We start from the raw sequence: 24052 nt of genomic DNA, 5'->3' as shown, positions 1-24052 counted from the left end.
ATGTGCTTACTCGTCAGTTATTTCTTTGTATCCCCAATCCATTCTTTCCCAGGCGACATCCTTCATTAATTCATCCCGTTCGCGTTCGTTCATATTTTCCCATTCTTCCGATGAAACACCCAGGAAATCCAAGTCAACTTCATCTTCGTATCTGGATTCAATATTCGCACCAGAATCCAGCCAAACTTTAAACTTTCTTCCCATTACTCACCTCCCAGCGCTTTAGATATTGCCGCTCGTGCTTTGTCGTAGCCACATGTACACTCATATCCATTGTGACCGCATGATTTATTCATTCCGCTATGTTCAGCCACGATTAATTGCAATGCCTCAAGAAGCTCAGGGGCCGCAGAGATTAGCCTGGCATCCGCTTCTTCGTAAACAGTGTCGGCAATACATTCTCCTTCGCTCCCGAAATTAATCTCTATATTAGTCAGTAATGAATTATTCCAGTGTGGTCCTGACTTTCTGTATGACCAAGGACCGGGCGTCCCTTTAAATTCCATAATCCCCTCCAGTAAAAAACGAATTATTCGGCGGTCTCAAATTCGCCTGACTCATTTAACTGATACCAGACATCAGGCTCGATTCCATTTTCGCCAACCTTGCTTGCGCAGATGTGAATTAACTCTCCATCTTCATCGCGATAGCAGAGTACGATTGCGCCGTTTTTAGATGCGCGAGCCTTCCCTTTAATTCCGAGCGATGCGGCTACAGATTGCGATCCAGATACTTCCGCTGCTGACCGGTAGCCAGTGTTCGTTGCTGCTGAACAGTCGCCAGTGTTCGTTGCTGCTGAACAGTCGCCAGTGTTCGTTGCTGCTGAATAGTCGCCAGTGTTCGTTGCTGCTGAACAGTCGCCAGTGTTCGTTGCTGCTGAACAGTCGCCAGTGTTCGTTGCTGCTGAATAGTCGCCAGTGTTCGTTGCTGCTGAACAGTCGCCAGTGTTCGTTGCTGCTGAACAGTCGCCAGTGTTCGTTGCTGCTGAACAGTCGCCAGTGTTCGTTGCTGCTGAACAGTCGCCAGTGTTCGTTGCTGCTGAACAGTCGCCAGTGTTCGTTGCTGCTGAATAGTCGCCAGTGTTCGTTGCTGCTGAACAGTCGCCAGTGTTCGTTGCTGCTGACCGGTGGCCGGTCATGTTCTGCTGTTCCAGAGATCTGTCAATTTTACTCCAAATCCAGTCAATTCCCCGCTGAATGAATTCGGGTAGGGTTAGCTCTGTTTTAATAGTGATGCTGGCGCTGGCGATTTTTGTATCACCATTTTCTTTACGGTCAGTGACGCCAAACGAAATAGTTTCTGCGTAGCGGCTTTCTGCTGGAGGGTAATAACTAAACACATCGAATGGGCATTCACATGCATGAAATCCAGAGCCGCATGCTTCAACTTTTCCTTCGTGATTATATGATTTTCCGATTTCGAACTGAAAATCACGGCAGGTTAAATCTTTGTTGAGTCCCTTATAGGTCACAATTTTGTTGCTCATTTTATTTTTCCTTGAATTTGGCAATAAAAACCCGCCGTAGCGGGTCATAGTTCGTTAAACGTTTCAAATCAGCGGCTTCTCGCCAAGCTTCATCTTCTGTCTGCCAACCGCACTGATGCTTATCAGTTATTCACGCCCCATAATCTGAACCACCAACGAAGAAATATAACTACTGGTGGCGTCGCTATGAGAATGGCAACACCGGTAAGAGTGCCGATAACCCACCCCTGAATTGCGGCTGGGAATTTGCTAAAGAATTTCTTCATTTAAATATCTCCGGTTGCGCCTGTCTTTTCACCACTTCAGGCTCGGTGGTTCCTTGCTTTCCACAGCCAAAGGAAAGGGATAGACTGATGTTTCCACAGTCAAAATAAGGATTTTTTATGTCAGCTAACGTCTTTACTGGCGGAAGGACTACTGAGTCCGTAGCCTATGATTTGGCACTTTCCCTTGCAGCAAAAGACCCGAGCATCACCACTCCTGAAGCAATGATTCGTCGTATCTCAGATTTGTTGCCGCTATGCAGGGAAGTGGCTGAGAAGAAGCACAGGCAGGAGTCCCCGCCCGCCATGGGGGTTCTTTCCTAGTCTGCGAATTTCAGTGATGCAAGAGCGGACTCTAGCGCCGCTCTTTGCAGCTTTACCAGGTTAACAATATCTTTAGCATCGATCTCGCTTTGAAAAACTTGCTCGGTAGCTGCCAATGCAGCATCTGCTGCCATAATGGTTCGGCTTCGGCTCTTGATGGACCTCGCATCTCCAGAAACAGCGATTGTTTTAAGTTCTCTCATTGGTTATCTCCTTCACTTAATTATATGCGTTGCGTCTTTACGTACTGTCCGGTGTCCTGCGCGATAGATGGCTACCTCTGGCAGCATGCAGGAACCTGCCTCAGCGGCTTCCTGCTCGCGTTTCTCACGCAGAGATGGTAGCGACATGGCTTTAACCGTTCTCTCGCTACAGCCAGTGGAGAGGCGGGTAAAGGCGCGGTTGATTTTGCGTGCATAATCTTTGCGTTCAGACGCCTCACGATTGAATGACGCCATGCGCTTGGCTCTGTATCGCTGTCTGGAATTCATAGTTACCTCCGGTAAGTGCTTTGGTGGTGTGGTCGGTGGGAGACCCATTTCGACCCGATTCGGCCTACTTCAATTCGGCAATAGTCCCTCGGGCCTCGCCGCTTTACGTGCGACATATTCCCGTCCATGAACCCTTCACCACACCCCAAAGCACTTTCGCTTTGGCCCTCCCGTCTTCGGGAAGGAATCATCTTGTTAAAGAGCAATGCCAATCTGTTCCGTTTGGCTACCAGCGTCCTGCTGATGGGATGTATATTGAACCAATAGTTCGATATATGCAAGAACCATTAGTACGAAATTTTAATCCAATGATCGTACTTGTAGTTTAATTTATGTTTTATAAGGGAATTTATTTTTGTAAACGCCTGTCTTGGGTGGTGTGGTGTTGCCCGGGTAGGGAGGGGATCGGAGTGGTGCCCGGGTGGCGGTCAAATCGAAGGTTTAATGTGTATTGATGTTTAATATCAGTTGGTTATGGTGGCGGGTGGGGGGGGTGCCTATGTGGGGATCGGGGATAAATGGCAAAAAAAACCCGGCGTGGACCGGGCGGATAATAAAAAAACATCAGATTGAGGTGGCGGGCTTGGTGCATCCACCGGCAGCAGTCCTGGACTACTGGACCCGCCGCAGGTAAATACTACATTCACCAAACATTATTTCAACCATTGGTTAACCATGGTTATCGGGTAGGGCAAAAGAAAACCCGGCGCGGTGGCCGGGTTATTGTTTGTTCTGCTGCTTGGATTCTAAGATAGCCTGTATTTTCATTAGGCTGGATGATGTTTCTTTGTAGTTTGAGTCTATCTTGTCTTCCAATCTATCAATTCTGGTTGTTATTTCAACCTTGCTGTTTTGGATGTTCCCGGCCAGCTCCCGCCTTGAGTCATTGACTCTATCGTTTATTGAGTTTGATATCGTCCATGTTGCAACGATACCTGCACCAATGATTGTGACAATTGATGCACAGATGCCAACCCAGAACTCCAGTCTTGTTATGGTTTTTCCACTCATGTCGTCTCTCCCGGGAATGGAGTTATCATAACCGTTGTGAGGTGCATTATCCAGTTGAAGGATAAATCCTCTCGTTGATGGTGAAAACGACGAATTGGAGTGATGCCTTTTTAGGTTAATCTGATGATTTTGTCTGAGGACATCTGTCGCTGGCGAAAATGAATCAGTTTCCCGGTGATTCATCATCTTCTCCTTGTCTGCTGGAATCTGATTCTTTTTCTTCACTATTACTTATGTTTTTCAAAACTTTTGCATAGGAGAAAAAATTCATATACCCACAGTTTTGACACTCCATTATGAGTACGTCCAAAACAGAACCGCCAAGAAGATTACCCTTCTCCTTACCATCTTTTGATGAATAGGTGGCGAATGGGATGGTTGGTTGCATCCTTCTGTTATTACTCTGATCTTCCAACTCTTTCGGGGTGTATAGCGTCCATTTCTCTTCTTCGCACATTGGGCAAATATGCTCACCTTTTAGCCCATTAAGGTATTCTGCGAATTCATCAAACGATATTAACTTTGGCTCTTTTTTGCTCATTTCTAGCCCTTAAGGAGGCGACCCTCAATTTTATGTTGATGCAGAAAAGTCACACGCAGCAACACGATAGAGTTTACATCAAACGTGGCTACGATAGAAACCTGACAAATGATCAGTGATTAATGGCATCAAATACCCCATCACTCAAACGTCTCATCATTCCCCTTGCACCGCGTACCCACCTACTACAAACCACGCCATAAACGCCACAGCAACAATGAACACTATCACCGGGAAAACTATACCTATCCTCATGCGCACTCCGTGTTAACCAAACGTCTCATCAGGCCCTCAGATACTCGCGAGCTTCATCATCGTCCATGAACAGAGTCTTCTTGAAGATTCCAGCTACGAACTCTATCTTCTTGATATCAGCGTGACGGTACGTTACCGGCCGGTGGTCCTGGTTAATGCTCACGAACTGATATTCCCCGTCTCTGTCATACCCGAGAACCTTAATCATGTTGTGATCGTCTTTAGTTCTGACGAAGACCTCATCGCCAGGTAGCACGGTAGCGGCAGGCTCGATAAGCACATAGTCACCAGACTTAATGCGCGGCCACATGCTATCTCCGGACGTGTGAATGGCATATGCATTCGGATCACGGCTGTAGGCCCTCAACCAGCCTTCATTGCGCTCAGTCATGTCTATAGCGCCATCAACCCCCAGGCTGGCGTCGCCACGAACAGGGACGATGCCGGATCTAATCTTTCCTGCATATTCGACAGGATTTTCTTTAGTCGATTGGATATGTCCATGCTGCAACCACACGACATCAACCTTAAGCAGCCTTGCTAAGGCATTCATCTTTTCCTGTCTGGGGAGGGATTCGGCATTAAACCACTTACTAACGCCTTTTGAGGACAAGCCAAGAGCCCTGGCTATAGCCATTCCTCTTCCGTGTTCATCGTATCCAGCATCCTTACAGGCCTGCGCTAGCCGCTGGGCGAATTCTTGACGCATTTTTTCATTTTGTACCATAGGTTCGATAGTAAACCACTTGCAAAAACTTTCAGTTCCATCATAATGCGTACTGAAAGTACGAAAAGGAGTTATCCCTATGCTCAGTATCGAAGAGCCAATTAAAGGGGTCGGGATTTCCGAAGTTGCCAAAGCCTGCGGAGTAAGCGAGCGAGCCGTTTATAAATGGCTAAAAAATGGCTTCTTACCAAAGACTGAGTTCTTCGGAAAGACAGAGTACGCCAAAACCATTGAGGGAATCTCCCGAGGTAAATATTTGGCAGAAGACCTACTGGATGTGAGTCGCAAGAAACTCTTATCCGCCTAAGCAATATCGCTCTTTAACAACCAGCTCCGCCAAACCGAAGACGGGTGGCAAACCTAAACGCATACACCCGTATGCGTCACATAACCACATATTCAACACGGAAAATATTACGAAATGGAAAACGCAAGCTACAGCAAACCAACTGCGCGTGAAGTAGATCGCGCTGAAACCGACCTGCTAATCATGCTCTCGCAGCTCACCGGGCGGAAGTTTGCCGACCTTGCCGGGTGGCATGAATCGAAGGTCAGCCGGATGAACTGGCGGGATATCGCAACGGTATTCTGCATCGCCAGGATGGCGGTAGAGGTCAGTCCATTGGGACGGGCTATTCAGGATGCCTATCAGGCTATCGGAAAGAAAAAATCCCCGGTGTGCAAGACCGAGGATTTAGACCAGATATCGATGGATTTTTAAAGCAACTCACAGAGGTAATTATGCCCTTAAATGACGATCTTGTAAAAGAATGCGGGTATGAATTTATAAAGGAAGAAGTAAGAAGGCTGGAATCAAAATACTCCATGCCAATAGATATTAGCGGGCCAGTTAAAGAAAGCATCAATACAAAAGGTTGGGTGTACATATTGTCCAACCCATGCATGCCTGGGCTGTTGAAAGTTGGCATGACAACCACCTCGCCAGAAATGAGAGCCAAAGAGATATCTTCTGCAACCGGCGTTCCGGATAAATTTCTCGTAGAGGCATCTTACTTTTCTGATGACCCTCGCGGCGACGAGGCCCGCATACATGCAGCGCTGAACGATTACCGGATTAATAGCGGGAGAGAGTTTTTTCGCTGCTCATTGGATGTTGTCGATGAGATATGTCGCTCATTTTGCCTTTGCGAATCCAAGTCAACACTGGAAGAAGTTGCAGATAACTACTCCATTATCTGCGCAGCAAAACCAATACAAATGAACCTTCACGAATGGTTTGAGGAGCTCTGCGTAACATCTGTTGGGTGCAAGACAAACGCACTAAGGCTCATTTTTGAGCTCGGATGTGAGCGTCTTGATGAAATCTCCAGGGATGGCATTTCGATAATTATCGAAGACGGCGGCCCAAGAGGAATCCTGACCGAATCTCACCAGAGCAACCTTGCCTACCTTGAAGAGCTTCACGAAAAAGCAATGCAAACGGGCATTTATGGCCCAAGACTGCCGGGAGGATTTTAATGGCTCGCTCAAGAAACATAAAACCTGGCTTTTTCACTAATGATGAATTAGCCGAGTGTTCTCCATATGCCCGCCTTCTTTTTGCCGGGTTGTGGACTATTGCTGACAAAGAAGGGCGATTGGATGATCGCCCAAAAAAGGTTAAAGCGCTTGTCCTACCGTTCGACAACGTTGACTGCGATGAACTCCTTCAGCAGTTATATCAGCGTAAATTCATCAACCGTTACCAGGTTAATGGAGATGGATTTATCCAGATCTCAAACTGGAAGAAGCACCAGAATCCTCACTGCAAAGAAGCTGCAAGTGAGATACCAGAACCAGTAGAGAACAATGACAGCACCGGACAAGAACAGTGCAAGGACGATAAAGAGGAAGATAAGAAGGATGCAAAATCACCTCAAGTCATTGAAAACAATGAGACACCAGAAAAGCACCATGCAAGTACAGTGCAAGAACCAGTAGAGAACAATTTAAATCCTGCTGATTCCCTTAACCTGATTCCTGATTCCCTTAACCTGATTCCCTCTGTTAACACCCAAGCCGCTGACGCGACTTGTACCGATGAGTCAGGGGCAACAATTCATCAGATGGCTAGCCGATATGCCTTCGAAGGGAATGTGGTGAGACTAAACCAAAAGGACTTCGACTCCTGGAAAGCTCTGTTTTCAAATATCGATCTCGTTGCTGAGCTTACCCGACTGGACATGGAGTTCACCCGCGAGAAACCTAAAAGCTGGTTCAACACTGCCAGCGCCAAGCTGAACTACCAGAATAAAAACGCATACCGAGCCCCTGCAAAGCGGGCCGTTAACGAGAGCTTTGCCACTAAAGACTACGGCCAGACTGAAATGCCATCCTGGGCGACGGAGTGACCATGGACATCAACGAGAAAATTTCCAACGTGGAGAGAAAACTCTCCGAACTGAGCAAGCCGCCTGCGGATATCCCGCACAGCACAGTTGAAATCGTAGCTGCTCACTGTGAGTCGCACGGTGAGTACGAGCAGCGAGTTAGGACGATTACCGGGATGATCAAGATTCCTCCAAACCATACGGAATGCCCTGGCTGCCTGAGAGAGCAACTGGACGAACTACACAGAGAGCGGGAGCAGATTGACGCTGAAGCACGACGCCGAACTATCGAGCGCCTGAAGTTGGATTTGCGCGTTCCTGAGCGATTCGCTGATTGCACTCTGGATAACTACGTTCCTGGTTGTGATGACGCGAAAAAGGCACTCAGGGTATGTCAGGCATACGCCTCAAAGTGGCCTGATCGCCTCAAGCGCGGCGGCGGACTTGTTATGTGCGGCAAGCCTGGCACTGGCAAGAATCACCTGGCGCTGGCTATTGCACAACACGTCATCGAGAAGCACCAGAGCACGGCGGCATTCACTACTGCCCTGAAAATTGCCCGTGAGTACAAGGCGACATGGTCGAAAAGCGCGACTCGCTCCGAAGACGATGTTATACGCCAGTTCACCCGCCCAGACCTGCTGATTATCGATGAAGTCGGTGTACAGTTCGGTAGCGAAGCTGAGAAGCTAATCATGTTCGAAATCATCAACACCCGGTACGAACGCATGCGCCCCACGATTCTGATTAGCAACCAGAGCAAAGAGGAACTATCCGCATTCATCGGTGAACGGGTGATAGACCGCATGAACGACGGAGGCGGATGCACGCTGGCATTCACCTGGGACAGCTACAGGGGGAACAGGGCATGACACCGGAAATGAGAAATGCCCTGCGTTGCTGCGCAAGGGAAGCTCTGAACGAGGCAAAGAAGGCTTTTGCCGAAAATCCCGGCGTCAACAAAGACAAGCTGAGCCGCCCGATTCTGCTCAAGCACTACGAGCGCATCAAACCCCTGGGTATATCGTTTGTCTGGCTACTGTACACCATAGGCGTACTGAATGGCGTTCTGGAGGATCGCTCGTGAACAACTACGAAACAATCATCAAATTCATCACCGAGAATCCCGGCAGCGGCCTTGCTGAATTGCAGAGGCATACCAGTATCAGTAAGCCGTCGTTGACCTCGACACTGTGCAAACTGGCAGAGCGCGGATATCTCTGGCGCACAAGAACAGGCGGGCGGTTTATCTATTTCGAGAGCCGATCCGTGGCGATTAAGCGCGGGATGGCTACCGGAACAGTTCTGAATAATCCGATGAAATTCGGATGCGCCAACGAACTAACCATGATGTTTAACCGCTGTCTGGCGGCAGCAAGGAGTGCTGTATGACCACATATCTGATATTCAGCGGAGCAATAGCCAATATCATTCTGGCAGCTATTGCAATCCTTCTGGTGTGGGTGTGGTTCATCTGGCCCGCAGTCGAGGCTATTAGCATGACCCGGTTTTCTATGGCTGTCAGCAAAAAATGCCGCCTCAAAACATCGGCAAAGACTCTGCTTCATGCGTTCCTCTGCTATTACGAACCATTTGGCCGGAGCTTTGACTCACTGGGTAACAGATACGGCAAATGGGAAGGTGTCGGGCGCTGGAAATTGTTTGATGAATGTGAAGACGAATAACAGGCTCGCAAAAGCGAGCCTTTTTAATGGAGGGGAATATGTCAACACACAGAGAACTATTTGAGGCAGACGTTGCTGAAAGCCGCGCAAGATTTAAAAAATATTACAGGTCATCTTCACTGCCAATGCGCGAGAAATTCAAGCATCGCCCGAAAGACAGAAAATACCGCAGAGATCGTGTTCTGCATGAGATTATCACTCGGGGTATGAAATACAGGATTAGCCAGATTATTGACACGGTTAATGGAGGGGAAAGTGGAAAAGATGCTGTGCAACACCGTCACCATGAATCTGTTAGTGCTGGCGGTCAGGGTTATCAGGAACAAGTCGAACAAACACTTACCGCCGTAGGCATCAAGGTGGAGGCTAAGTGATGGCAATCATAACCTTAGATCGTGTTCGACGCGTGCGTCACCTGCTGGAGACATACGGCATGCCGCTGCTTTACTGCCCGGAATGTGGTGAATACCTGGAGGGTGGTAGCGGAGAGCTTCAGGACTGCCATTGCGGATGGAAGCAGCCAACTTACGAGGATAGCGACATTCCCTCTGGAGCTAATCGCTAATTTCCCTCACGCAATGACGCTATCGCCGAGTCACGATGAAATAGAAGAGTTGGCGCGTGGCATATCAACAGTTATATCAGGAGGAGAAGTGGAAAAGATTCGCGGAGCTTTTGAGGAGTGGTTTGAGGAATGCACAGGCTGGGAGCCAGTAGAATATCCAAACCATAAAATAGTAGCTATGTGTTGGCTGGCATGGAAGGCGAGCAGGGAGGCTATAGAGATAGTTCTGCCTGAGCCTCACGCCCACTTAATCTGGATTCAGGCTGGACATGCACCCGATGATTATTGGGATGATGTAGCGATATCCCGTAGCGAAAAAGACCGCTGCTGTGATGGTTCTGAACGTTACCCAGTATATGCCGGTTGGGAAATCGAAGAGACTCTTCGCACAGCTGGACTCAAGGTAAGGAGTTAGCGATATGGCGCAACGAACAATCACACTATCCCGCCGTCAGTATCGTCTGATATGCGACGCCCTGGTTAACGCCGTCAACATGAAACAGCAGTTGTTGGCAATCGTCGATGACGGAACCGAGCATTCTAAAAACGCATCACATAACGCTTTAACCATGCTGCAAGTTATTGAGAAGCAGCTATGGGAAGGAACCGGCTTAAGGGAGAAATAACATGAGATTCTCGTTTGAAGTCAGAAGTCCGCTAGTACAGCAAAACGCCATTCGCACCATTCAGCAACTCCCCCTCAACACCGAAAAGCCCTACGTCGTCGAAATCAAAGAGCGCACCCGCAGCAGCCAGCAGAATCGCAGGCTTTGGGCAACTTTGCGCGATGTGGCTGAACAGGTTGAGTGGTACGGGCAGAAATTATCACCGGATGACTGGAAGGCGATATTCACGGCGGCGCTAAAGGGGCAGCGCTCGGCGCCAGGTATTTACGGTGGGTTTGTTGTTCTCGGCCAGTCAACGTCAAAGATGCGCGTAGGTGAGTTCAGCGACCTGCTGGAGCTGATCAACGCATTCGGTGCTGAGCATGGCGTGTCGTGGAGTAACGACGCACAGGAGGCGCTGGAGTGGGCTAAACGAACTGGGAGAAAGGCGTCATGACCATCAAATCAAATACGCCACCTCATGATAAAGATTGCTGGCAAACGCCGCTGTGGTTGTTCGACGCACTGGATATTGAGTTTGGATTTTGGCTCGACTCGGCAGCCAGTGACAAAAATGCGCTATGCGCGCACTGGCTAACTGAGGCCGACGACGCGCTTAACTCTGAATGGTTAAGTTACGGCGCAATCTGGAATAACCCGCCATATTCCAATATCAGGCCGTGGGTGGAGAAAGCTGCTGAGCAGTGTGTAAGGCAGCATCAGCCGGTAGTGATGCTGGTTCCCGAGGATATGTCTGTTGGCTGGTTCAGTAAAGCCCTGGAAACTGTTGATGAAGTTCGAGTCATTACTGATGGAAGGATTAATTTTATCGAATCGTCTACAGGGATGGAGAAAAAAGGGAATAGCAAAGGCTCCATGCTTCTGATATGGCGACCGTTCATCAGTCCGCGTCGAGTGATAACTACCGTATCTAAAGTGGCGCTAATGTTGATGGGGCAGAAAATCAGGAGGGCGGCATGAAGCGGCGGCGAAGCCCAACCCAGATAGCCATAGACAACACGATATTCCGACCCACCAAACTCTCCCGCAATAAACCCAAACCAATTCCAACCGCCAGCGAAGTCCAGACGTTCGATTACGTCTACGGCCTGCTGCGTGCGAAATGGGACAGGATGAGAACCAGGAGGCATAGATGCTAACCAGTGACCAAACGGAACAGCAGCAGAGCGAGCGCAAAATAACTCATCGCTGCACTGAATGCGGCATACCGCTGGCACCTGATGAGTGCTATGTGTGCGACAGTTGCGCGATTTTTCTGTACGCCGACCCTAACTCGATGATGTACGAGGGGGATGACGATGATTCGGTCTAAAAGAGATTATCCAATCGGTTGGTATTATGGAAGGTGCCAAAAATGTTCCTATTGGTTTATGGGGCCCAAGCTCGTAAGGTTCTGTGCATTATGTTCCCGGAGGGTGGAGAATGGCAAATCTTCGCAAAGCAGCCAGGGGTAGGGAGTGTCAGATTCGAATACCCGGCGTTTGCAACGGAAATCCTGAAACATCTGTACTGACTCACTACCGGATGTCTGGAACCTGTGGTGTTGGATGCAAGCCGGACGACACTCAGGGCGCTATCGGGTGTAACTGCTGTCACGATGCTGTAGATGGCCGGATAAAGACGCCGTTCACTCATGATGAATTGAGGCTGATGCATGCTGAGGGTGTGCTTAGGACGCAGGCCATCTGGATTAAGGAGGGGCTGATAAAGGCATGAGTGAATACCAGTTTGCTCTACCGTACCCGCCGTCTGTTAATAACTACTGGAGACGGAAAGGACCGCAATATTTCATCAGCAAAAAAGGGCAAGAATACAGAAAAATAGTGCAGCAAATAATTTTTGACCAAGACCTTGACATATACACCAACTCCCGCCTCCGAATAAAAATCATCGCAAACGCTCCAGATAACAGACGCCGAGATATCGACAACATTTTAAAAAGCCTCCTGGATTCTCTCATCCACGCCGGGTTTGCGGAGGATGACGAGCAATTTGATGACATTCGCGTAATTCGTGGCGAAAAAGTGCCTGGTGGCAGGGTTGGAATAAAAATCACTGAACTGGAGGCGGCATGAGGCAATTCACAACCATACCCGAATTACTCATCTCTACACGCGGGAGCATGAAGGCAGTAGCAGAGAGATTAGGGTGTGACCGGGCAACCGTCAGAAAATATGCGCGAGACAGAGAAGCCCAAAGTCACGCCGTGGTGAATGGAAAACTGATGGCGGTATTCGGCAAGCGTGGTAAGCATCGACATGAATCGGAGGCGGTATGACAGTCACGAGGCACGTAAAAGATTTACTTGAAGGATGGGGAAACTGGAGCTTCTGTCGTCTTGGGACGGAATACAAGGGAATGTCTTACATGTCTCAGGCGTCAGGCCGAAAGGATGGCCCGTCATTGAGCGATGACGAGGGTCTTATTGTCGATGCCGCAGTCTCCAGCCTGAAAAGGTACGACATCGACGGATATAACATCATTTTTCTTCACTATCAGCAGCACATATCCTGCCGGGCCATCGCCCGGCATATGAACCGCAGGCCGGACTATGTGACCGCGTATCTTGGCAGGGCAGAGGCATATATTGCCGGATGCCTGAGAACGTTACTGGAGGCCGCTTGACGCTGAATGATATTCGGGGCTATATTCCCTGTGCAGCCGCAAAATCGGTTGTCGGGAATCTCACCCCGGATATCTAACAGGCGACACCAGACGCGCCAGCGTCTTTTTTATTGTCGCAACCTGCGCATACCTGAATTATGGTGGCTCGGGTGGGGCCAACTTCGGTTGGGCCGGTACCTGTTAGGCCGGTAGTGAGATCCCCATTCGGGCCACCGCCAAAATCTCACTTGCGTGGTGGCTTCTGATTAAGCTAACAGGAGCTATATCATGACAAACCAACTCATCCCCGTATTCAACGGCACCATTTCCAACGAATCCGCTTTGCTCGTCAATGCTCGTGATCTGCATGAATTCCTTGGTGTCGGAAAACGCTTCGCATCGTGGATAACAGAACGCATAGCTGAGTATGGATTCGTTAAAAATCAGGACTTTATTATTATTTCCCAAATTCGGGAAAAAATAGGGAGAGGCAGGCCAGCAAGGGATTACCATCTTACTCTCGACACCGCAAAAGAACTGGCGATGGTTGAGCGCAATGAAAAGGGTCGCCAGATCCGCCGCTACTTCATTGAGTGCGAGAAACAGCTGATGAAAGCGAGGCAGCCAAAACCTCAGTCTGAGGTTATATCCTCTGACCACATGGCGAAATTAAAGAACCTTGTCTGGTGCGCGGCTCATAACATGCACTTCAAAGAAGCCTGGACGCAGGGCATCTGGTATTCGCTCAGGGCAGCAGCTGGACGACCGTCACCACAATCATTCACCGTTGATGATTTACCTGTAATGGCTGAGGAACTCCGCCGCATATTAAAAATCACAGCCGCCGTTCATTCTGCTAATTATGATTTCGAGAAAGAAGTTATTCGTATCGTTTTGCGCAGGCGTGGTGATATTGAACCTGTTCTGGGAATGATGGAGTCCCGACTTGAAGAACTAAAACAGAATGAAGCGGCCGGAAGATTAACGGTGGATAAAATTTATGGTCAGCGCCTGAATAGTTTAAGTGTAAGTGGTTGACTGTCCGGATGTCCGTACAGTAATATTATGTATAAGCGTTATTGCGTTCGCGATTTCGCTACTGGTTCCGCTAGCGCGTGATAATGGGATGGGATAGCGACCTGTCCCGCCAGATTAAATTTCAAGCCACTGATTCTCCGGTGGCTTTTTTATTTCAGCATCACAGAAAAGAGCATTGAAGTGTCCAGTCAGACGCTGGCGATTAGCAAGGGCGGTGCCGCCTGTCAGTGCTCTTCTCTGTGGTGATGCACCAATTATTCAGGCTCGCTTCGTGCGGGCCTTTTTCGTATTTGGCCGCAGACATAACCCTTTAGATAAACCTTTCCCCCTGTGTCTGACGGCCTTCCTACACACACAACAGAAGACAATCCTCATGCCTTCAAATGACCCTGGGTTCTGGGCCAGCCTTCTTGCATGGCTGTACACCCACAAAAACGAATCCGGGTATGCCGTGTTAGCCGCTGTAATGGCGATTCTCCGTTCGACGTATGTAGGGCGAGACTCATGGCCCCGGAGAATCGTAGACGGCTGCATGTGTGGCATGTTCGCCTTCTTTCTTAAACCAACTTGCCAGGCGCTGGCGTCAATCATCGGATTTTCGTTCAACAACGACTTTGCCTGGGTGGTTGCAATTGTTATCGGATATCTCGGAGTCGATTTTATAGGCACGAAACTCCGCAATCAGATAGATAAACGCTTAGGTGGTACCGATGCTAACGGCTAATCAATTTCAACAGGCAGCCGGTATCGGCGATTATCTGCGTGACGTGTGGTATCCGCACATCGTGGCCGCAATGAACAAATTCGGTATTAACACACCGCTACGACAGGCCCACTTTATCGCGCAGATCGGGCATGAGTCTGGCGGATTCTCCCGCATACAGGAAAACCTGAATTACTCTACCGGTGCTCTGTGCTCTCTGTTTAGCCGACGAATCAGCAAAGCCGACGCGGACAGGTTGGGCCGTCAGCCTGGGGAAAAGGTGGTGCCAAAAGTCCGTCAGCAGGAGATTGCCAACATTATCTACGCCAACCGGAACGGTAACGGCGATAAGGCGTCTGGTGACGGGTATCGCTATCGCGGGAGAGGCCTGATTCAGGTGACCGGGAGAGCTAACTACGCGGCTCTGGTTAATCAACTGGGTGTCGATATTGTCGCTGACCCTGACCGGCTTACCAGTTATCCGCTCGCCGCTGAATCTGCGGCGGCATGGTGGAGCAATCACGGACTTAACAAACTAGCCGACTCTGATGATGTTGACCGCATCACCAGAATCATTAACGGCGGAACTAATGGACTGGCAGACAGGAAATCCCGCCTCTCAAAGGCTAAGGGGATTCTATGTTCAACGTAATCAGTTTTATCCGTAACTACTCACACATATTCATCATCGGGCTGTTCTGCGTTGCTCTGTGGGGGCTGAATGCACGAAACAGTCAACTCACCGCGACTAACGAACGGCTTGAGAAACTCACTAACAGCAAAGACGAACAGATAAACAGTCTGCGCGCAAAGAATGACGACCTGGCATCCAGTGTTACCGAGTTAACCAACGCAGTGAAGCAGCAGAACGAGGTGATGAAGGATGTTACCGAGCAGCGCTCAGAGGCCACACAGCAGAACAGGAAACTACAGGATGAAATCAGGCGCTATCTCTCTACAGACAAATGCTCTGTGGCTCCTGTTAACCATGACGCTGTTAACCGGCTGCGCAAGGCAGCTGAGTCCGCAAGTGGAGTATCAGCAGGTGAAAGTGGCAAAGCTTCCAATACCCGCTGAACTGACAAGCCCGATCATCCCGCCGCAAATCAGTGACGGGATGACATACGGGGATAGCGTTGCTCTTAATGCTGAATTGCTCGGGTTGTTGGGTCAGTGCAATATCGACCGTGCAGCAATTAGGAAAATCGAGCAACCCAGCAAATAGAAGGGTTGCAAGACTACATCAGCACTCAGTGCCTCAAATAACAAGCCTCGGTTAGCCGGGGCTTTTTTACATCCGAATTTCACCGCGCACTCACCGCGCATTCCAACCCCGAGACCATTCACAAAAGCGACCTCTGAGAACGCCATCGTAGCATGGTGCGCTCGGGTATGGCCGTTCTGGTGAGCAGAGGTCTCTTTTTTGAAGGTAATCACCATGCAATATCCAACTGTAATTGTTAATGGCGTATCTGTTCGAGTAGATGAAGAAGGGCGCTACAACCTGAATGATTTGCACGCAGCAGCGGTATTGAAAGGCGAGGCTACAGAGGCGCAGCGACCAAGTAAATTCATGCGTAGCTCTCAAATTGGGCGATTTGCCGAATCATTAACCAAAGCCCAAAAAAGGGCTTCGGTAAAAATAATTAAGGGTGGCATTGAATCAGGCATTTGGGGGCTTGAGCTAATCGCCATCCGCTATGCAGCCTGGCTGAACCCTGACTTTGAAATTCGGGTATATGAGACATTCCGCGAGGCCGTGCTAAATGGCATTTCCAGCATGACCATGCTTAATCGACTCGACTTGCTGATCACGAATGAAAAGCAGGAAGTAAGCGAGTGTGCTCGCAAGATGAATCGATGGGGGGTCGGTGGCCGGAAGAACATGCTTGAAACCACCCGACAGAACCTAATTGACCAGATGGACCCCGACATGGTCGCAATCATGCAGGGAGCAGCGTAATGAAATATGAGTTTAGCGGTCTGAGTACCGGACAGGTGGTGTTAGTCGCATCACTGGTATTTATTGCATTCGTTTTCGCATATCTGGGGATTGTCACTCTGGCATTAATGGCGTGGAACGCAATCGCAGGCGCTGCCGGTTGGAGCGCTTCCATCCCCGTGACGCCAACCACTGTTATCTGTGGGGCGTTTATCTGCTGGTTTGCGAAGTCAGTTTTCTCGCGAAAAGGGAAGGAATAAACGATGAACGAACAGGCAAACAAAGTGCTCGCGGAACTGCTACAGAAGGCGAGCAGTGGCATTGATGCGGCAGTGTCATTCAGCCAGGCGCAGATACCAGACGTTATTCACCAACTACTGCTGTGGAATTTTGTTCAGAGTCTAATTATGACAATCATAGCCCTCGCCTCGATTCCCCTGGCGGTCTGGATAATCAGAAGCCAATGCAAAAAGGTTGAAATAGGGATAATTGGTGGTGAGGGGTGGTCGTGGGAAAAAGGAAATCCAAAATACGCGTCCACTCTGGTTTGGAGTCATAACGGTGAACTCAACCCGCTTGTTCTCCCATTTGGTGCGGTGCTATTGGCATGGCTCTCATCCGTACTTGCCGTGCTGGCGAATCCGGCGTGGCTGAAAATCTGGCTGGCCCCGAAGCTATACCTGATTGAGTACGCCGCAAGCCTGATGAAATGAACATAGCCGCCTACGGGCGGCCATTCCTCAGTCTCCTCCCGAGGAGATTCAGGAATGAACAAAGAGTAAGGAACAACTATGGCAAAACCAGACTGGGAGGCCATCGAGTCGGCTTACCGGGCTGGCTCGCTGTCCATTCGTGCAATAGCCGAAAAGTATGGAGTAAGCGACACTGCGATAAGGAAGCGAGCAACGCAAAATGGTTGGCTAAGAGACCTGACAGAAAAGGTCAAGGAAGCGACCAGATTGAAATTGGTTCGCAGCGAGGTTCGCAATGACGGTTCGCGCGAACATGTGCGAACTGACGATGAGATTATCGATGAAGCATCCGAAGCTGCTGCTGATGTAGTTCTTGGTCACCGGGTGGATCTAACCCGATGGCGGCGCATAGCTAACCGACTTGGCGACTTCCTGGAAAGTGTCGATTTTACCGAAGATAACCACGCTTCTCTTTCCCGCTCTCTCGTTGCTGGCGTAGATGCTCAGGTGAAGATAATCAAAGCCGAGCGCGAAGCCTACAACATCGACTCTGAGAAGAAGAGTGACGAGACAGAATCCTTGTCTTCAATGATGGATGAATTAGCTAAGGGGTGAGCATGAAGGCGGAACATCTCGCGCTGCTTCGTGACAAGCTCTGGCGGCTAAATCATCTCTACTGGATAACCAACAAAGAAGGAAAGCCGACCCGCTTCAGGATGACACCTGAGCAACTCGAATACTTCGAGGGGATGCATACCAGGAATATCATTCTGAAAGCCCGGCAACTTGGGTTTACCACCGAGGTTTGCATTATCCAGTTGGATGCGGCGTTGTTTGAGGCTGCGAAATGCGCTCTGATTGCTCACACCCTCAATGACGCCAAGCGGTTATTCAGGGAGAAGATTAAGTACGCCTATGACCGGCTCCCCAATGAGATAAAGGCGGCAAACCCGGCAAGCAACGATGCGGCAGGTGAGCTTGTTTTTAAGAAAGGCGGTTCTCTCTATATCAGTACATCCTTTCGTGGTGGCACGTTGCGATATTTGCATGTTTCCGAATTTGGGAAGATATGTGCCAAGTTCCCTGATAAAGCGCGTGAGATTGTCACCGGCGCATTTGAAGCGGTGTCTACCGATTGCTTTACTACGATTGAGAGCACCGCAGAGGGAAGGGCGGGGTACTTTTTTGATTACTGCCAGTCGGCAGAAAAAGCCCAACTACAGGGTAAGCAACTATCCAACCTGGACTGGAAGTTTTTCTTCTTTTCATGGTGGAAGAATCCGCAGTATGCAATCGACCCCGTGGAATCAATACCGCAGCGCCTGAGCGATTATTTCGCTGAGATTGAGACAAAACACGGCGTTAAACTAAATGACCGCCAGAAAGCCTGGTATCTCGCTAAAGAGAAGACGCTCGGCGATGACATGAAGCGGGAATACCCATCCATCCCCGCAGAGGCATTTCAGCAATCAGTCGAAGGCGCTTACTACGCCAAGCAGTTCCGGTGGCTGTATCAGAATAAGCGCATTGGGGACATCCCTGATAATTCTCATCTTCCAGTTCACACGTTCTGGGATATTGGTGTTGGCGACTCAACAGCTATCTGGTTCGTAAGGGAAGTTGGTGAAGAATTCCACGTAATAGACTACTACGAAAACAGCGGTGAAGGCCTGCGCCACTACATGAAGGTGCTGAAAGACCGTGGCTATGAATACGGTGAGCACTGGGGGCCGCATGACATCGACAACCGCGAATTTGGTAGCGATGCGAAATCACGCCGCGAACTTGCCCGGGAAGGGTATGAAATCGACGGGAAAATATACTCCCTGGTATTTAGTGTGGTGCCAAAATCAGGCGTTGACGAGGGAATTGAATTGGTTCGCGAAATCCTTCCCGCTTGCGTGTTTGACGATGTTAAGTGCGCAGATGGGATTAATGCGCTGGAGAACTATCGCAAAGAATGGGATGACAAAAGGGGGTGCTGGAAGGATAGACCACTGCATGACTGGACATCCCATGGCGCCGATGCGTTTCGCTATTTCTCTGTAACTAGAAAACGAACTAAACCGGCTTTCTCTATCTCTCTGGATACCACTTTCTGATGGCAAATTACGATATTACATTTGTTCGCCCTGAGCAGAAGGCGGCGTGTGAGGTCTGGAAGAAGATCCGCGACGTCTGCAAGGGGGCGGAGGCAATAAAATCGGCGGGGCATGAGTATCTGCCTAAACTGGCCCCCTCGGATAAATCAGCGCGAAACCGGAAACGTAACGATGACTACCTCACGCGCGCTGTTTTCTACGCGATAACCAGCAATACCAAAATCGGCATGCTCGGACTGGCGTTCCGGAAAGATCCCACGCTGACGGCACCGGAAAAGCTGGAATATGCGCAGAGCAATGCCGATGGTGCAGGAACCAGTATCTATCAGCAGGCACAGCAGGTGCTGGATAACGTGCTGGAGGTGGCCCGCGAGGGGCTTTACGTCGATTACGCCGATGGTGCTAACCAGGCGATCATCCTCCGATACCAGGCTGAAAACATCATCAACTGGCGCACCGACCGTATTAATGGCCGGGATCAGTTGGTGCTGGTGGTTCTGCGTGAGTGTATTGAAGAGCCGGACGGATACGGATTCAAGAATGTTATTCAGTACCGAGAACTGGCGCTGGAAGAGGGGCGGTTCGTTTGCCGGGTCTGGCGGCGCAGCGGGGAAACCGGTAGTGGTGGTTACGAAATAAGTAGCGAATACTGGCCGAAACCGAAAAGCGAAACATCCTGGGACGAAATCCCGTTCACGTTCGTCGGCGCCCAGAATAACGACCCGACGATTGACGAATCACCGCTGGCAGCGCTGACTGAGATTAATCTCGGGCATTACCGGAACAGCGCGGATTATGAGGATAGCGTGTGGTTCTGTGGGCAGGTACAGCCGTACATTTCCGGGATTGATTCCATGTGGCGCGACTGGTTGGAAAAGAACGGCGTTAAAGTTGGCTCCCGTGAGCCATTGCTTCTGCCGAAAGAGGGCTCGTTTGCTTATGCCCAGGCCGCACCGAATATGCTCGCTAAAGAGGCGATGGACAGTAAACGCGACTATATGGTGCAGCTCGGCGCCCGGCTGATTGAGCAGAATTCGGCGGCCAAAACGGCCACACAGGCCAGCGGCGAACAGACATCATCGACCTCTGTCCTGGGGATCTGTGTATCGAACGTTACCGAGGCATACGGGCGCGCGCTGGCGTGGTGCGCCCGGTATCTGGGGATGAAAGGCGAGGAACCAACCTTCGTTATCAGCCAGGAATTCATCGCGAAAGTGGCCGAATCCGGCATGGTAACGGCCATCGTTTCGGCGTGGCAATCCGGCGCTATTCGTGATTCGGACATGGTGCGCGCGCTCCAGCGCCTGGACATCATCGATCCGGGCGACAGCATCGAGGACGTGATCGACACAATTCGCAATCAGGAGCCGACGCTGATCGGCAGTGGTGGCGGAAATGGCGACGATTAATGAAAACCTGCGGGATGAGGCTATCGCCCATTCCATCTGGGTAGCTCGCTACAGTACCGGCGTTGCAAACCGCATGGTGAAAACGCTGAACGAAACCGATGCTGACCTGACCGGCCGCCTGCTGGATGCCCTAGACCGACTACCGGCCGACAGTTTCACGGTCAAACGCCTGGAGAGCCTGCTGGGTAGCGTTCGGGAACTGAACCGGCAGGCGGTATCTGCGTTGCAGAGCGCGCTGCAGGGCGAACTGCGGGAGTTTGCAGAGCATGAGGCAGGCTATCAGCTAAGTCTGTTCGATTCGCTATTGCCTGGCCCGGTAGCCTCCCGCTATCCGTTGCAGGGCATTACGGCTGATATGGTTTATGCAACGGCGATGTCCCAGCCATTCCAGGGGCGCCTGTTGAGTGAGTGGGCCAGCAACCTCGAATCGGATCGCCTGACGCGCATTATCAACGCTGTACGCCGCGGATATCTGGCCGGAGATACGACTGAAACGATAGCGCGCAACGTGCGCGGTCACGCGAACCAGCACTACCGTGATGGTGCAATTCAGATGAGCAGGGCGAACGCCGCCAGTATTGCCAAAACGGCGGTAAACCATATCGCAGCAACGGCGCGTAGCAGCTTCGCTAACGCTAACAGCGACATCGCGAAGGGGAAGCAATGGCAATCCACTCTGGACAACAAAACCAGCCGCGACTGCATCATTCGTGACCGGCTGCGGTACACCCTGGACGGCAAGCCGATCGGCCACAAGGTTCCCTATTTGCAGGGACCTGGCCGGATTCATTTCTGCTGCCGTTCTACCGAAACGTTGATTCTGAAGTCCTGGCGCGAACTGGGTCTCGATATCGACGAAATGGATGAGGGCACCCGCGCAAGTATGGATGGTCAGGTCGCAGCAGAGACGAACTACCGGGACTGGCTGGAACGTCAGCCGTACCGGCGGCAGGTAGAGGTGCTGGGCGAGAAACGCGCCCGACTGATGCGTGACGGAGGCATGAGCCCGGATGAGTTCTATACCGACCGTGGCGAATGGCTAACGCTTGAGCAGTTGCGCCAGCGCGATGCGCGAGCATTTGAGGAGGCAGGAATTTGAGCCGTGAAAGATTGATGCCAGCGCGAAAATTGGTTTTAAAACGGTTTCGCGGGGGGATAGCGCTATTTGATAAAGAGAGCGGACAGCTTTTGTCCAATCAGTCTGAACTGAGGATTGATAGCCACCCTGGAGAAGTAGGAAAGTTGGTTGTCACCTTCGTTCTTGCGTCCGACGGGATCACGCTTTCCGACGAGGTGATTCTCCCCACAGGTTAACGTGCAAATTTTTATCTAAAACACAGGTCGCCCAGGGCGGCCTTTTTTATTGGGCTAAGCCCGCAACTTTCCCAAGGGGAATACCATGCTTTTTCGAAATATGTTCATTAAATATTACTCTGCGGCAGGCTCTGAAGGCGGCGACGGTGGTGGCGCTGGCGGCGGCGAAGGCACGCCGGAAATTACCCCTGAAATTGAGAAAATTATCAATGAGCGGGTGAATAGTGCCGTTACCGGCTTGAAGACCAAAAATAACGAATTGCTGGGGAAGCTCAAGGAGTCCAGTGAGTCGCTGAAACAGTTTGAAGGCATCGACCCCGAAGCCGTTCGCGGCATTTTGCAGCGCTTTTCCGATGACGAAGAGGCAAAGCTTATCGCTGCCGGGAAAATCGATGAGGTGCTGAACAAACGCACCGAGCGCCTGCGCGCCGATGTCGATAAGCAAATCAAAACTGCCAATGAACGCGCTGAAAAAGCTGAGGCGTTCTCCAACAAATTTCGGGATCGCGTTCTGGCCGATGCCATCCGTTCTGCCGCAGCGAAAGCTGGCGCGCTGGCGGAGGCATCCGACGACCTGATCCTGCGTGCCAAGGGCACTTTCCAGCTCAACGAGGACGGCGAGGCCGTAGCTGTTGATACAAATGGTGATGTTCTGTTCGGCAAAGATGGCAAGTCACCACTCACCCCCGAAGAGTGGGCCGAGTCTCTCAAGGAGACGGCTCCCCACCTGTTCCCCCGCGCTGAAGGTACTGGCGCCGGAGGTCACAAACCGGGGGCTGGTGGTAATGCCCTCAAGCGCTCAGAAATGTCCGCCGCAGACAAAGCAGCCTATGTCCGCAAACACGGACAGCAGGCATTCCTACGACTTCCCAAATAAGGATTTTTTAGATGGATACTACCGTCAATTCTGACCTGATTATTTACGACGACCTGGCGCAGACTGCGTTCCTGGAACGTCGCCAGGACAATCTGGATGTTTTTAACCAGGCCTCTAACGGGGCGATTATTCTGGACAATGAACTGATCGAAGGCGATTTCCGCAAACGCGCTTTCTATCAGGTCGGTGGCTCCATTGAGTCCCGCGACGTCAACTCCACCGATCCTGTTACTGGTAAGAAGATTGGCGCCGGTGAATCGGTCAGTGTTAAGGCCCCCTGGAAATATGGGCCGTATATGACTACTGAGGAGGCGTTTAAGCGTCGAGGTCGTTCTGTAGACGAATTCTCCGAAGTGGTTGGTGTCGATGTGGCTGACGCCACGTTGGAAGGTTACATCAAATACGCGCTCCAGGGGGCAGTCGCGGCCATCGGCGCTAATGCTGATATGGTTGTCACAGCCGATATTGCCACTGATGGCAAGAAAACCCTGACTCGTGGACTGCGGAAATATGGCGACAAATTCAACCGAGTTGCACTGTTCGTCATGCATTCCACCACGTATTTCGACATCGTCGATCAGGCTATCGACAACAAAATCTACGAAGAGGCAGGGGTGGTAGTGTACGGCGGCCAACCGGGAACCCTGGGTAAACCGGTTCTGGTTACTGACACCATGGATGCAGATGCCATCCTCGGCCTGGTAGCCGGTGGCGTGTCTGTAACTGAATCTCAGGCTCCGGGATTCCGTTCATACGACATCAACGACCAGGAAAACCTCGCGATTGGTTATCGTGCTGAGGGCACGGTCAACGTTGAACTGCTGGGCTATAGCTGGGACACCACGGCAGGCGGTAGCAACCCGGATCTGACTAAGATCGGCACCGGCGCGAACTGGAAGAAACACTTCACCAGCAACAAGTCCACCGCTGGCGTTCTGATCAAGCTTGGCGGCGGCAGCTAATCATCACAAAGGGGCTTCGGCCCCTTTTTTATGCGCATCGCACGCGCACATTCTACTCAGAACCTTTCAGGATGACCCTTGAGGAACCGGCTGGCGTCGGAGCCT

42 protein-coding genes and 1 pseudogene are annotated in these 24052 nt (G+C 50.7%); 34 read left to right on the top strand and 9 right to left on the bottom strand.

Annotation, left to right across the window (positions count from 1 at the left end; genetic code table 11):
• Positions 1 to 6 precede the first annotated feature (6 nt).
• Genes SCU88_RS14710 through SCU88_RS14700 form a run of 3 tightly spaced genes read right to left on the bottom strand, consistent with a single transcriptional unit; the run spans position 7 to position 1486 of the window.
• The gene (locus SCU88_RS14710) at positions 7 to 204 is read right to left on the bottom strand and encodes a DUF7167 family protein (protein WP_138097960.1); all 198 of its coding nucleotides are present in this window, start codon (positions 202 to 204) and stop codon (positions 7 to 9) included.
• Positions 204 to 506: a hypothetical protein gene (locus SCU88_RS14705; RefSeq protein ID WP_175341606.1), complete on the bottom strand. Its 303-nt coding sequence runs from the start codon at positions 504 to 506 to the stop codon at positions 204 to 206. Before SCU88_RS14705 ends, SCU88_RS14710 begins: the two co-directional genes overlap by 1 nt.
• A 23-nt stretch (positions 507 to 529) precedes the next feature.
• Entirely contained in the window at positions 530 to 1486 is a 957-nt protein-coding gene (locus SCU88_RS14700) for a DUF7666 domain-containing protein (protein WP_431810018.1), read from the bottom strand.
• A gap of 383 nt (positions 1487 to 1869) precedes the next feature.
• On the opposite strand from SCU88_RS14700, the gene SCU88_RS14695 reads away from it, so the two are divergent.
• Positions 1870 to 2073 (top strand): hypothetical protein, encoded by a 204-nt coding sequence (locus SCU88_RS14695; RefSeq protein ID WP_175341826.1) that lies wholly within the window; start codon positions 1870 to 1872, stop codon positions 2071 to 2073.
• Here the strand turns inward: SCU88_RS14695 and SCU88_RS14690 are convergent.
• The 6 genes from SCU88_RS14690 to SCU88_RS14665 form a co-directional block, all read right to left on the bottom strand.
• Positions 2070 to 2276 (bottom strand): hypothetical protein, encoded by a 207-nt coding sequence (locus SCU88_RS14690; RefSeq protein WP_175341825.1) that lies wholly within the window; start codon positions 2274 to 2276, stop codon positions 2070 to 2072. The two genes, SCU88_RS14695 and SCU88_RS14690, sit on opposite strands and share 4 nt — an antisense overlap.
• Before the next feature lie 12 nt (positions 2277 to 2288).
• Positions 2289 to 2564: a hypothetical protein gene (locus SCU88_RS14685; RefSeq protein ID WP_431810017.1), complete on the bottom strand. Its 276-nt coding sequence runs from the start codon at positions 2562 to 2564 to the stop codon at positions 2289 to 2291.
• A gap of 720 nt (positions 2565 to 3284) precedes the next feature.
• Positions 3285 to 3575: a hypothetical protein gene (locus tag SCU88_RS14680; protein ID WP_175341823.1), complete on the bottom strand. Its 291-nt coding sequence runs from the start codon at positions 3573 to 3575 to the stop codon at positions 3285 to 3287.
• Positions 3576 to 3738: 163 nt separating this feature from the next.
• Positions 3739 to 4116 carry a hypothetical protein gene (locus SCU88_RS14675; RefSeq protein WP_175341822.1) on the bottom strand — a complete coding sequence of 126 codons (378 nt, stop codon included), beginning with the start codon at positions 4114 to 4116 and terminating at the stop codon, positions 3739 to 3741.
• A 156-nt stretch (positions 4117 to 4272) separates the two neighbouring features.
• Complete coding sequence (locus SCU88_RS14670) at positions 4273 to 4371, bottom strand: YoaK family small membrane protein (protein WP_175341821.1); 99 nt, start codon at positions 4369 to 4371, stop codon at positions 4273 to 4275.
• A gap of 28 nt (positions 4372 to 4399) precedes the next feature.
• On the bottom strand, positions 4400 to 5098 hold the full coding sequence (locus tag SCU88_RS14665) for a S24 family peptidase (RefSeq protein WP_175341820.1): 699 nt from the start codon (positions 5096 to 5098) through the stop codon (positions 4400 to 4402).
• A gap of 79 nt (positions 5099 to 5177) precedes the next feature.
• On the opposite strand from SCU88_RS14665, the gene SCU88_RS14660 reads away from it, so the two are divergent.
• The 33 genes and pseudogenes from SCU88_RS14660 (at position 5178) to SCU88_RS14500 (ending at position 23947) form a co-directional block, all read left to right on the top strand.
• Positions 5178 to 5405 carry a helix-turn-helix domain-containing protein gene (locus SCU88_RS14660; protein WP_175341819.1) on the top strand — a complete coding sequence of 76 codons (228 nt, stop codon included), beginning with the start codon at positions 5178 to 5180 and terminating at the stop codon, positions 5403 to 5405.
• 114 nt (positions 5406 to 5519) lie between these two features.
• A complete protein-coding gene (locus SCU88_RS14655) occupies positions 5520 to 5819 on the top strand; it encodes a CII family transcriptional regulator (protein WP_175341818.1) in 300 nt (99 codons plus the stop codon).
• A complete protein-coding gene (locus SCU88_RS14650; RefSeq protein WP_431810016.1) occupies positions 5777 to 6577 on the top strand; it encodes a GIY-YIG nuclease family protein in 801 nt (266 codons plus the stop codon). Before SCU88_RS14655 ends, SCU88_RS14650 begins: the two co-directional genes overlap by 43 nt.
• Positions 6577 to 7449, top strand: a complete 873-nt coding sequence (locus SCU88_RS14645) for a hypothetical protein (RefSeq protein WP_175341817.1) — start codon at positions 6577 to 6579, stop codon at positions 7447 to 7449. The genes SCU88_RS14650 and SCU88_RS14645 overlap by 1 nt, the downstream gene beginning before the upstream one ends.
• 2 nt (positions 7450 to 7451) lie before the next feature.
• On the top strand, positions 7452 to 8300 hold the full coding sequence (locus SCU88_RS14640) for an ATP-binding protein (RefSeq protein ID WP_175341816.1): 849 nt from the start codon (positions 7452 to 7454) through the stop codon (positions 8298 to 8300).
• Positions 8297 to 8515 carry a hypothetical protein gene (locus SCU88_RS14635; protein WP_175341815.1) on the top strand — a complete coding sequence of 73 codons (219 nt, stop codon included), beginning with the start codon at positions 8297 to 8299 and terminating at the stop codon, positions 8513 to 8515. Before SCU88_RS14640 ends, SCU88_RS14635 begins: the two co-directional genes overlap by 4 nt.
• Positions 8512 to 8820, top strand: a complete 309-nt coding sequence (locus SCU88_RS14630) for a hypothetical protein (RefSeq protein WP_175341814.1) — start codon at positions 8512 to 8514, stop codon at positions 8818 to 8820. Before SCU88_RS14635 ends, SCU88_RS14630 begins: the two co-directional genes overlap by 4 nt.
• Positions 8817 to 9113: a hypothetical protein gene (locus tag SCU88_RS14625; RefSeq protein WP_175341813.1), complete on the top strand. Its 297-nt coding sequence runs from the start codon at positions 8817 to 8819 to the stop codon at positions 9111 to 9113. The genes SCU88_RS14630 and SCU88_RS14625 overlap by 4 nt, the downstream gene beginning before the upstream one ends.
• 38 nt (positions 9114 to 9151) lie before the next feature.
• Positions 9152 to 9487, top strand: coding sequence for a DUF7301 family protein (locus SCU88_RS14620; protein WP_175341812.1), 336 nt, complete (start codon positions 9152 to 9154; stop codon positions 9485 to 9487).
• 87 nt (positions 9488 to 9574) lie between these two features.
• A complete protein-coding gene (locus SCU88_RS14615) occupies positions 9575 to 10093 on the top strand; it encodes a hypothetical protein (protein WP_175341811.1) in 519 nt (172 codons plus the stop codon).
• Positions 10094 to 10097: 4 nt separating this feature from the next.
• Positions 10098 to 10304 carry a hypothetical protein gene (locus SCU88_RS14610; RefSeq protein WP_175341810.1) on the top strand — a complete coding sequence of 69 codons (207 nt, stop codon included), beginning with the start codon at positions 10098 to 10100 and terminating at the stop codon, positions 10302 to 10304.
• Between the two features lies 1 nt (position 10305).
• The gene (locus SCU88_RS14605; protein ID WP_175341809.1) at positions 10306 to 10740 is read left to right on the top strand and encodes a recombination protein NinB; all 435 of its coding nucleotides are present in this window, start codon (positions 10306 to 10308) and stop codon (positions 10738 to 10740) included.
• The gene (locus SCU88_RS14600) at positions 10737 to 11264 is read left to right on the top strand and encodes a phage N-6-adenine-methyltransferase (protein ID WP_175341808.1); all 528 of its coding nucleotides are present in this window, start codon (positions 10737 to 10739) and stop codon (positions 11262 to 11264) included. The genes SCU88_RS14605 and SCU88_RS14600 overlap by 4 nt, the downstream gene beginning before the upstream one ends.
• Entirely contained in the window at positions 11261 to 11443 is a 183-nt protein-coding gene (locus tag SCU88_RS14595; RefSeq protein WP_175341807.1) for a NinE family protein, read from the top strand. Before SCU88_RS14600 ends, SCU88_RS14595 begins: the two co-directional genes overlap by 4 nt.
• Entirely contained in the window at positions 11437 to 11616 is a 180-nt protein-coding gene (locus tag SCU88_RS14590; RefSeq protein WP_175341806.1) for a protein NinF, read from the top strand. Before SCU88_RS14595 ends, SCU88_RS14590 begins: the two co-directional genes overlap by 7 nt.
• Positions 11617 to 11726: 110 nt before the next feature.
• Positions 11727 to 12020 carry a nuclease domain-containing protein gene (locus SCU88_RS14585; protein ID WP_175341805.1) on the top strand — a complete coding sequence of 98 codons (294 nt, stop codon included), beginning with the start codon at positions 11727 to 11729 and terminating at the stop codon, positions 12018 to 12020.
• Positions 12017 to 12379 (top strand): RusA family crossover junction endodeoxyribonuclease, encoded by a 363-nt coding sequence (locus SCU88_RS14580; protein WP_175341804.1) that lies wholly within the window; start codon positions 12017 to 12019, stop codon positions 12377 to 12379. The genes SCU88_RS14585 and SCU88_RS14580 overlap by 4 nt, the downstream gene beginning before the upstream one ends.
• Positions 12376 to 12582, top strand: coding sequence for a protein ninH (locus SCU88_RS14575; protein ID WP_175341803.1), 207 nt, complete (start codon positions 12376 to 12378; stop codon positions 12580 to 12582). The genes SCU88_RS14580 and SCU88_RS14575 overlap by 4 nt, the downstream gene beginning before the upstream one ends.
• Positions 12579 to 12929, top strand: a complete 351-nt coding sequence (locus SCU88_RS14570) for an antiterminator Q family protein (protein WP_175341802.1) — start codon at positions 12579 to 12581, stop codon at positions 12927 to 12929. Before SCU88_RS14575 ends, SCU88_RS14570 begins: the two co-directional genes overlap by 4 nt.
• A 267-nt stretch (positions 12930 to 13196) precedes the next feature.
• Positions 13197 to 13550 (top strand): annotated as a pseudogene (locus SCU88_RS14565) (antA/AntB antirepressor family protein); the annotation flags it as partial.
• A gap of 769 nt (positions 13551 to 14319) precedes the next feature.
• On the top strand, positions 14320 to 14670 hold the full coding sequence (locus SCU88_RS14560) for a phage holin, lambda family (protein ID WP_175341801.1): 351 nt from the start codon (positions 14320 to 14322) through the stop codon (positions 14668 to 14670).
• The gene (locus SCU88_RS14555; RefSeq protein WP_175341800.1) at positions 14657 to 15301 is read left to right on the top strand and encodes a glycoside hydrolase family 19 protein; all 645 of its coding nucleotides are present in this window, start codon (positions 14657 to 14659) and stop codon (positions 15299 to 15301) included. The genes SCU88_RS14560 and SCU88_RS14555 overlap by 14 nt, the downstream gene beginning before the upstream one ends.
• Positions 15289 to 15726 carry an Rz lytic protein gene (locus SCU88_RS14550; RefSeq protein WP_175341799.1) on the top strand — a complete coding sequence of 146 codons (438 nt, stop codon included), beginning with the start codon at positions 15289 to 15291 and terminating at the stop codon, positions 15724 to 15726. The genes SCU88_RS14555 and SCU88_RS14550 overlap by 13 nt, the downstream gene beginning before the upstream one ends.
• Positions 15638 to 15874, top strand: coding sequence for an Rz1-like lysis system protein LysC (gene lysC, locus SCU88_RS14545; protein ID WP_431810015.1), 237 nt, complete (start codon positions 15638 to 15640; stop codon positions 15872 to 15874). The genes SCU88_RS14550 and lysC overlap by 89 nt, the downstream gene beginning before the upstream one ends.
• Before the next feature lie 213 nt (positions 15875 to 16087).
• Positions 16088 to 16612 carry a KilA-N domain-containing protein gene (locus tag SCU88_RS14540; RefSeq protein WP_175341798.1) on the top strand — a complete coding sequence of 175 codons (525 nt, stop codon included), beginning with the start codon at positions 16088 to 16090 and terminating at the stop codon, positions 16610 to 16612.
• Positions 16612 to 16851, top strand: coding sequence for a hypothetical protein (locus SCU88_RS14535; RefSeq protein ID WP_175341797.1), 240 nt, complete (start codon positions 16612 to 16614; stop codon positions 16849 to 16851). The genes SCU88_RS14540 and SCU88_RS14535 overlap by 1 nt, the downstream gene beginning before the upstream one ends.
• Before the next feature lie 3 nt (positions 16852 to 16854).
• A complete protein-coding gene (locus tag SCU88_RS14530) occupies positions 16855 to 17304 on the top strand; it encodes a hypothetical protein (protein ID WP_175341796.1) in 450 nt (149 codons plus the stop codon).
• A gap of 78 nt (positions 17305 to 17382) precedes the next feature.
• Positions 17383 to 17898, top strand: coding sequence for a hypothetical protein (locus SCU88_RS14525; RefSeq protein WP_175341795.1), 516 nt, complete (start codon positions 17383 to 17385; stop codon positions 17896 to 17898).
• Positions 17899 to 17900: 2 nt separating this feature from the next.
• Positions 17901 to 19385, top strand: a complete 1485-nt coding sequence (locus SCU88_RS14520; RefSeq protein ID WP_175341794.1) for a terminase — start codon at positions 17901 to 17903, stop codon at positions 19383 to 19385.
• On the top strand, positions 19385 to 20794 hold the full coding sequence (locus tag SCU88_RS14515) for a DUF4055 domain-containing protein (protein ID WP_175341793.1): 1410 nt from the start codon (positions 19385 to 19387) through the stop codon (positions 20792 to 20794). Before SCU88_RS14520 ends, SCU88_RS14515 begins: the two co-directional genes overlap by 1 nt.
• Positions 20781 to 21893: a phage minor head protein gene (locus tag SCU88_RS14510; protein ID WP_175341792.1), complete on the top strand. Its 1113-nt coding sequence runs from the start codon at positions 20781 to 20783 to the stop codon at positions 21891 to 21893. Before SCU88_RS14515 ends, SCU88_RS14510 begins: the two co-directional genes overlap by 14 nt.
• Before the next feature lie 300 nt (positions 21894 to 22193).
• Complete coding sequence (locus SCU88_RS14505; protein ID WP_175341791.1) at positions 22194 to 22985, top strand: hypothetical protein; 792 nt, start codon at positions 22194 to 22196, stop codon at positions 22983 to 22985.
• Between the two features lie 11 nt (positions 22986 to 22996).
• Positions 22997 to 23947, top strand: coding sequence for a major capsid protein (locus SCU88_RS14500; RefSeq protein ID WP_175341790.1), 951 nt, complete (start codon positions 22997 to 22999; stop codon positions 23945 to 23947).
• The last annotated feature ends 105 nt before the right edge of the window (positions 23948 to 24052 follow it).

Origin of the sequence: Jejuibacter sp. L23 (assembly GCF_050815825.1) — a bacterium.
Lineage (GTDB): Bacteria > Pseudomonadota > Gammaproteobacteria > Enterobacterales > Enterobacteriaceae > Jejubacter > Jejubacter calystegiae.
Note: the sequence above shows the minus strand (reverse complement) of the source record. Positions and strands in the feature narration are given on the sequence as shown.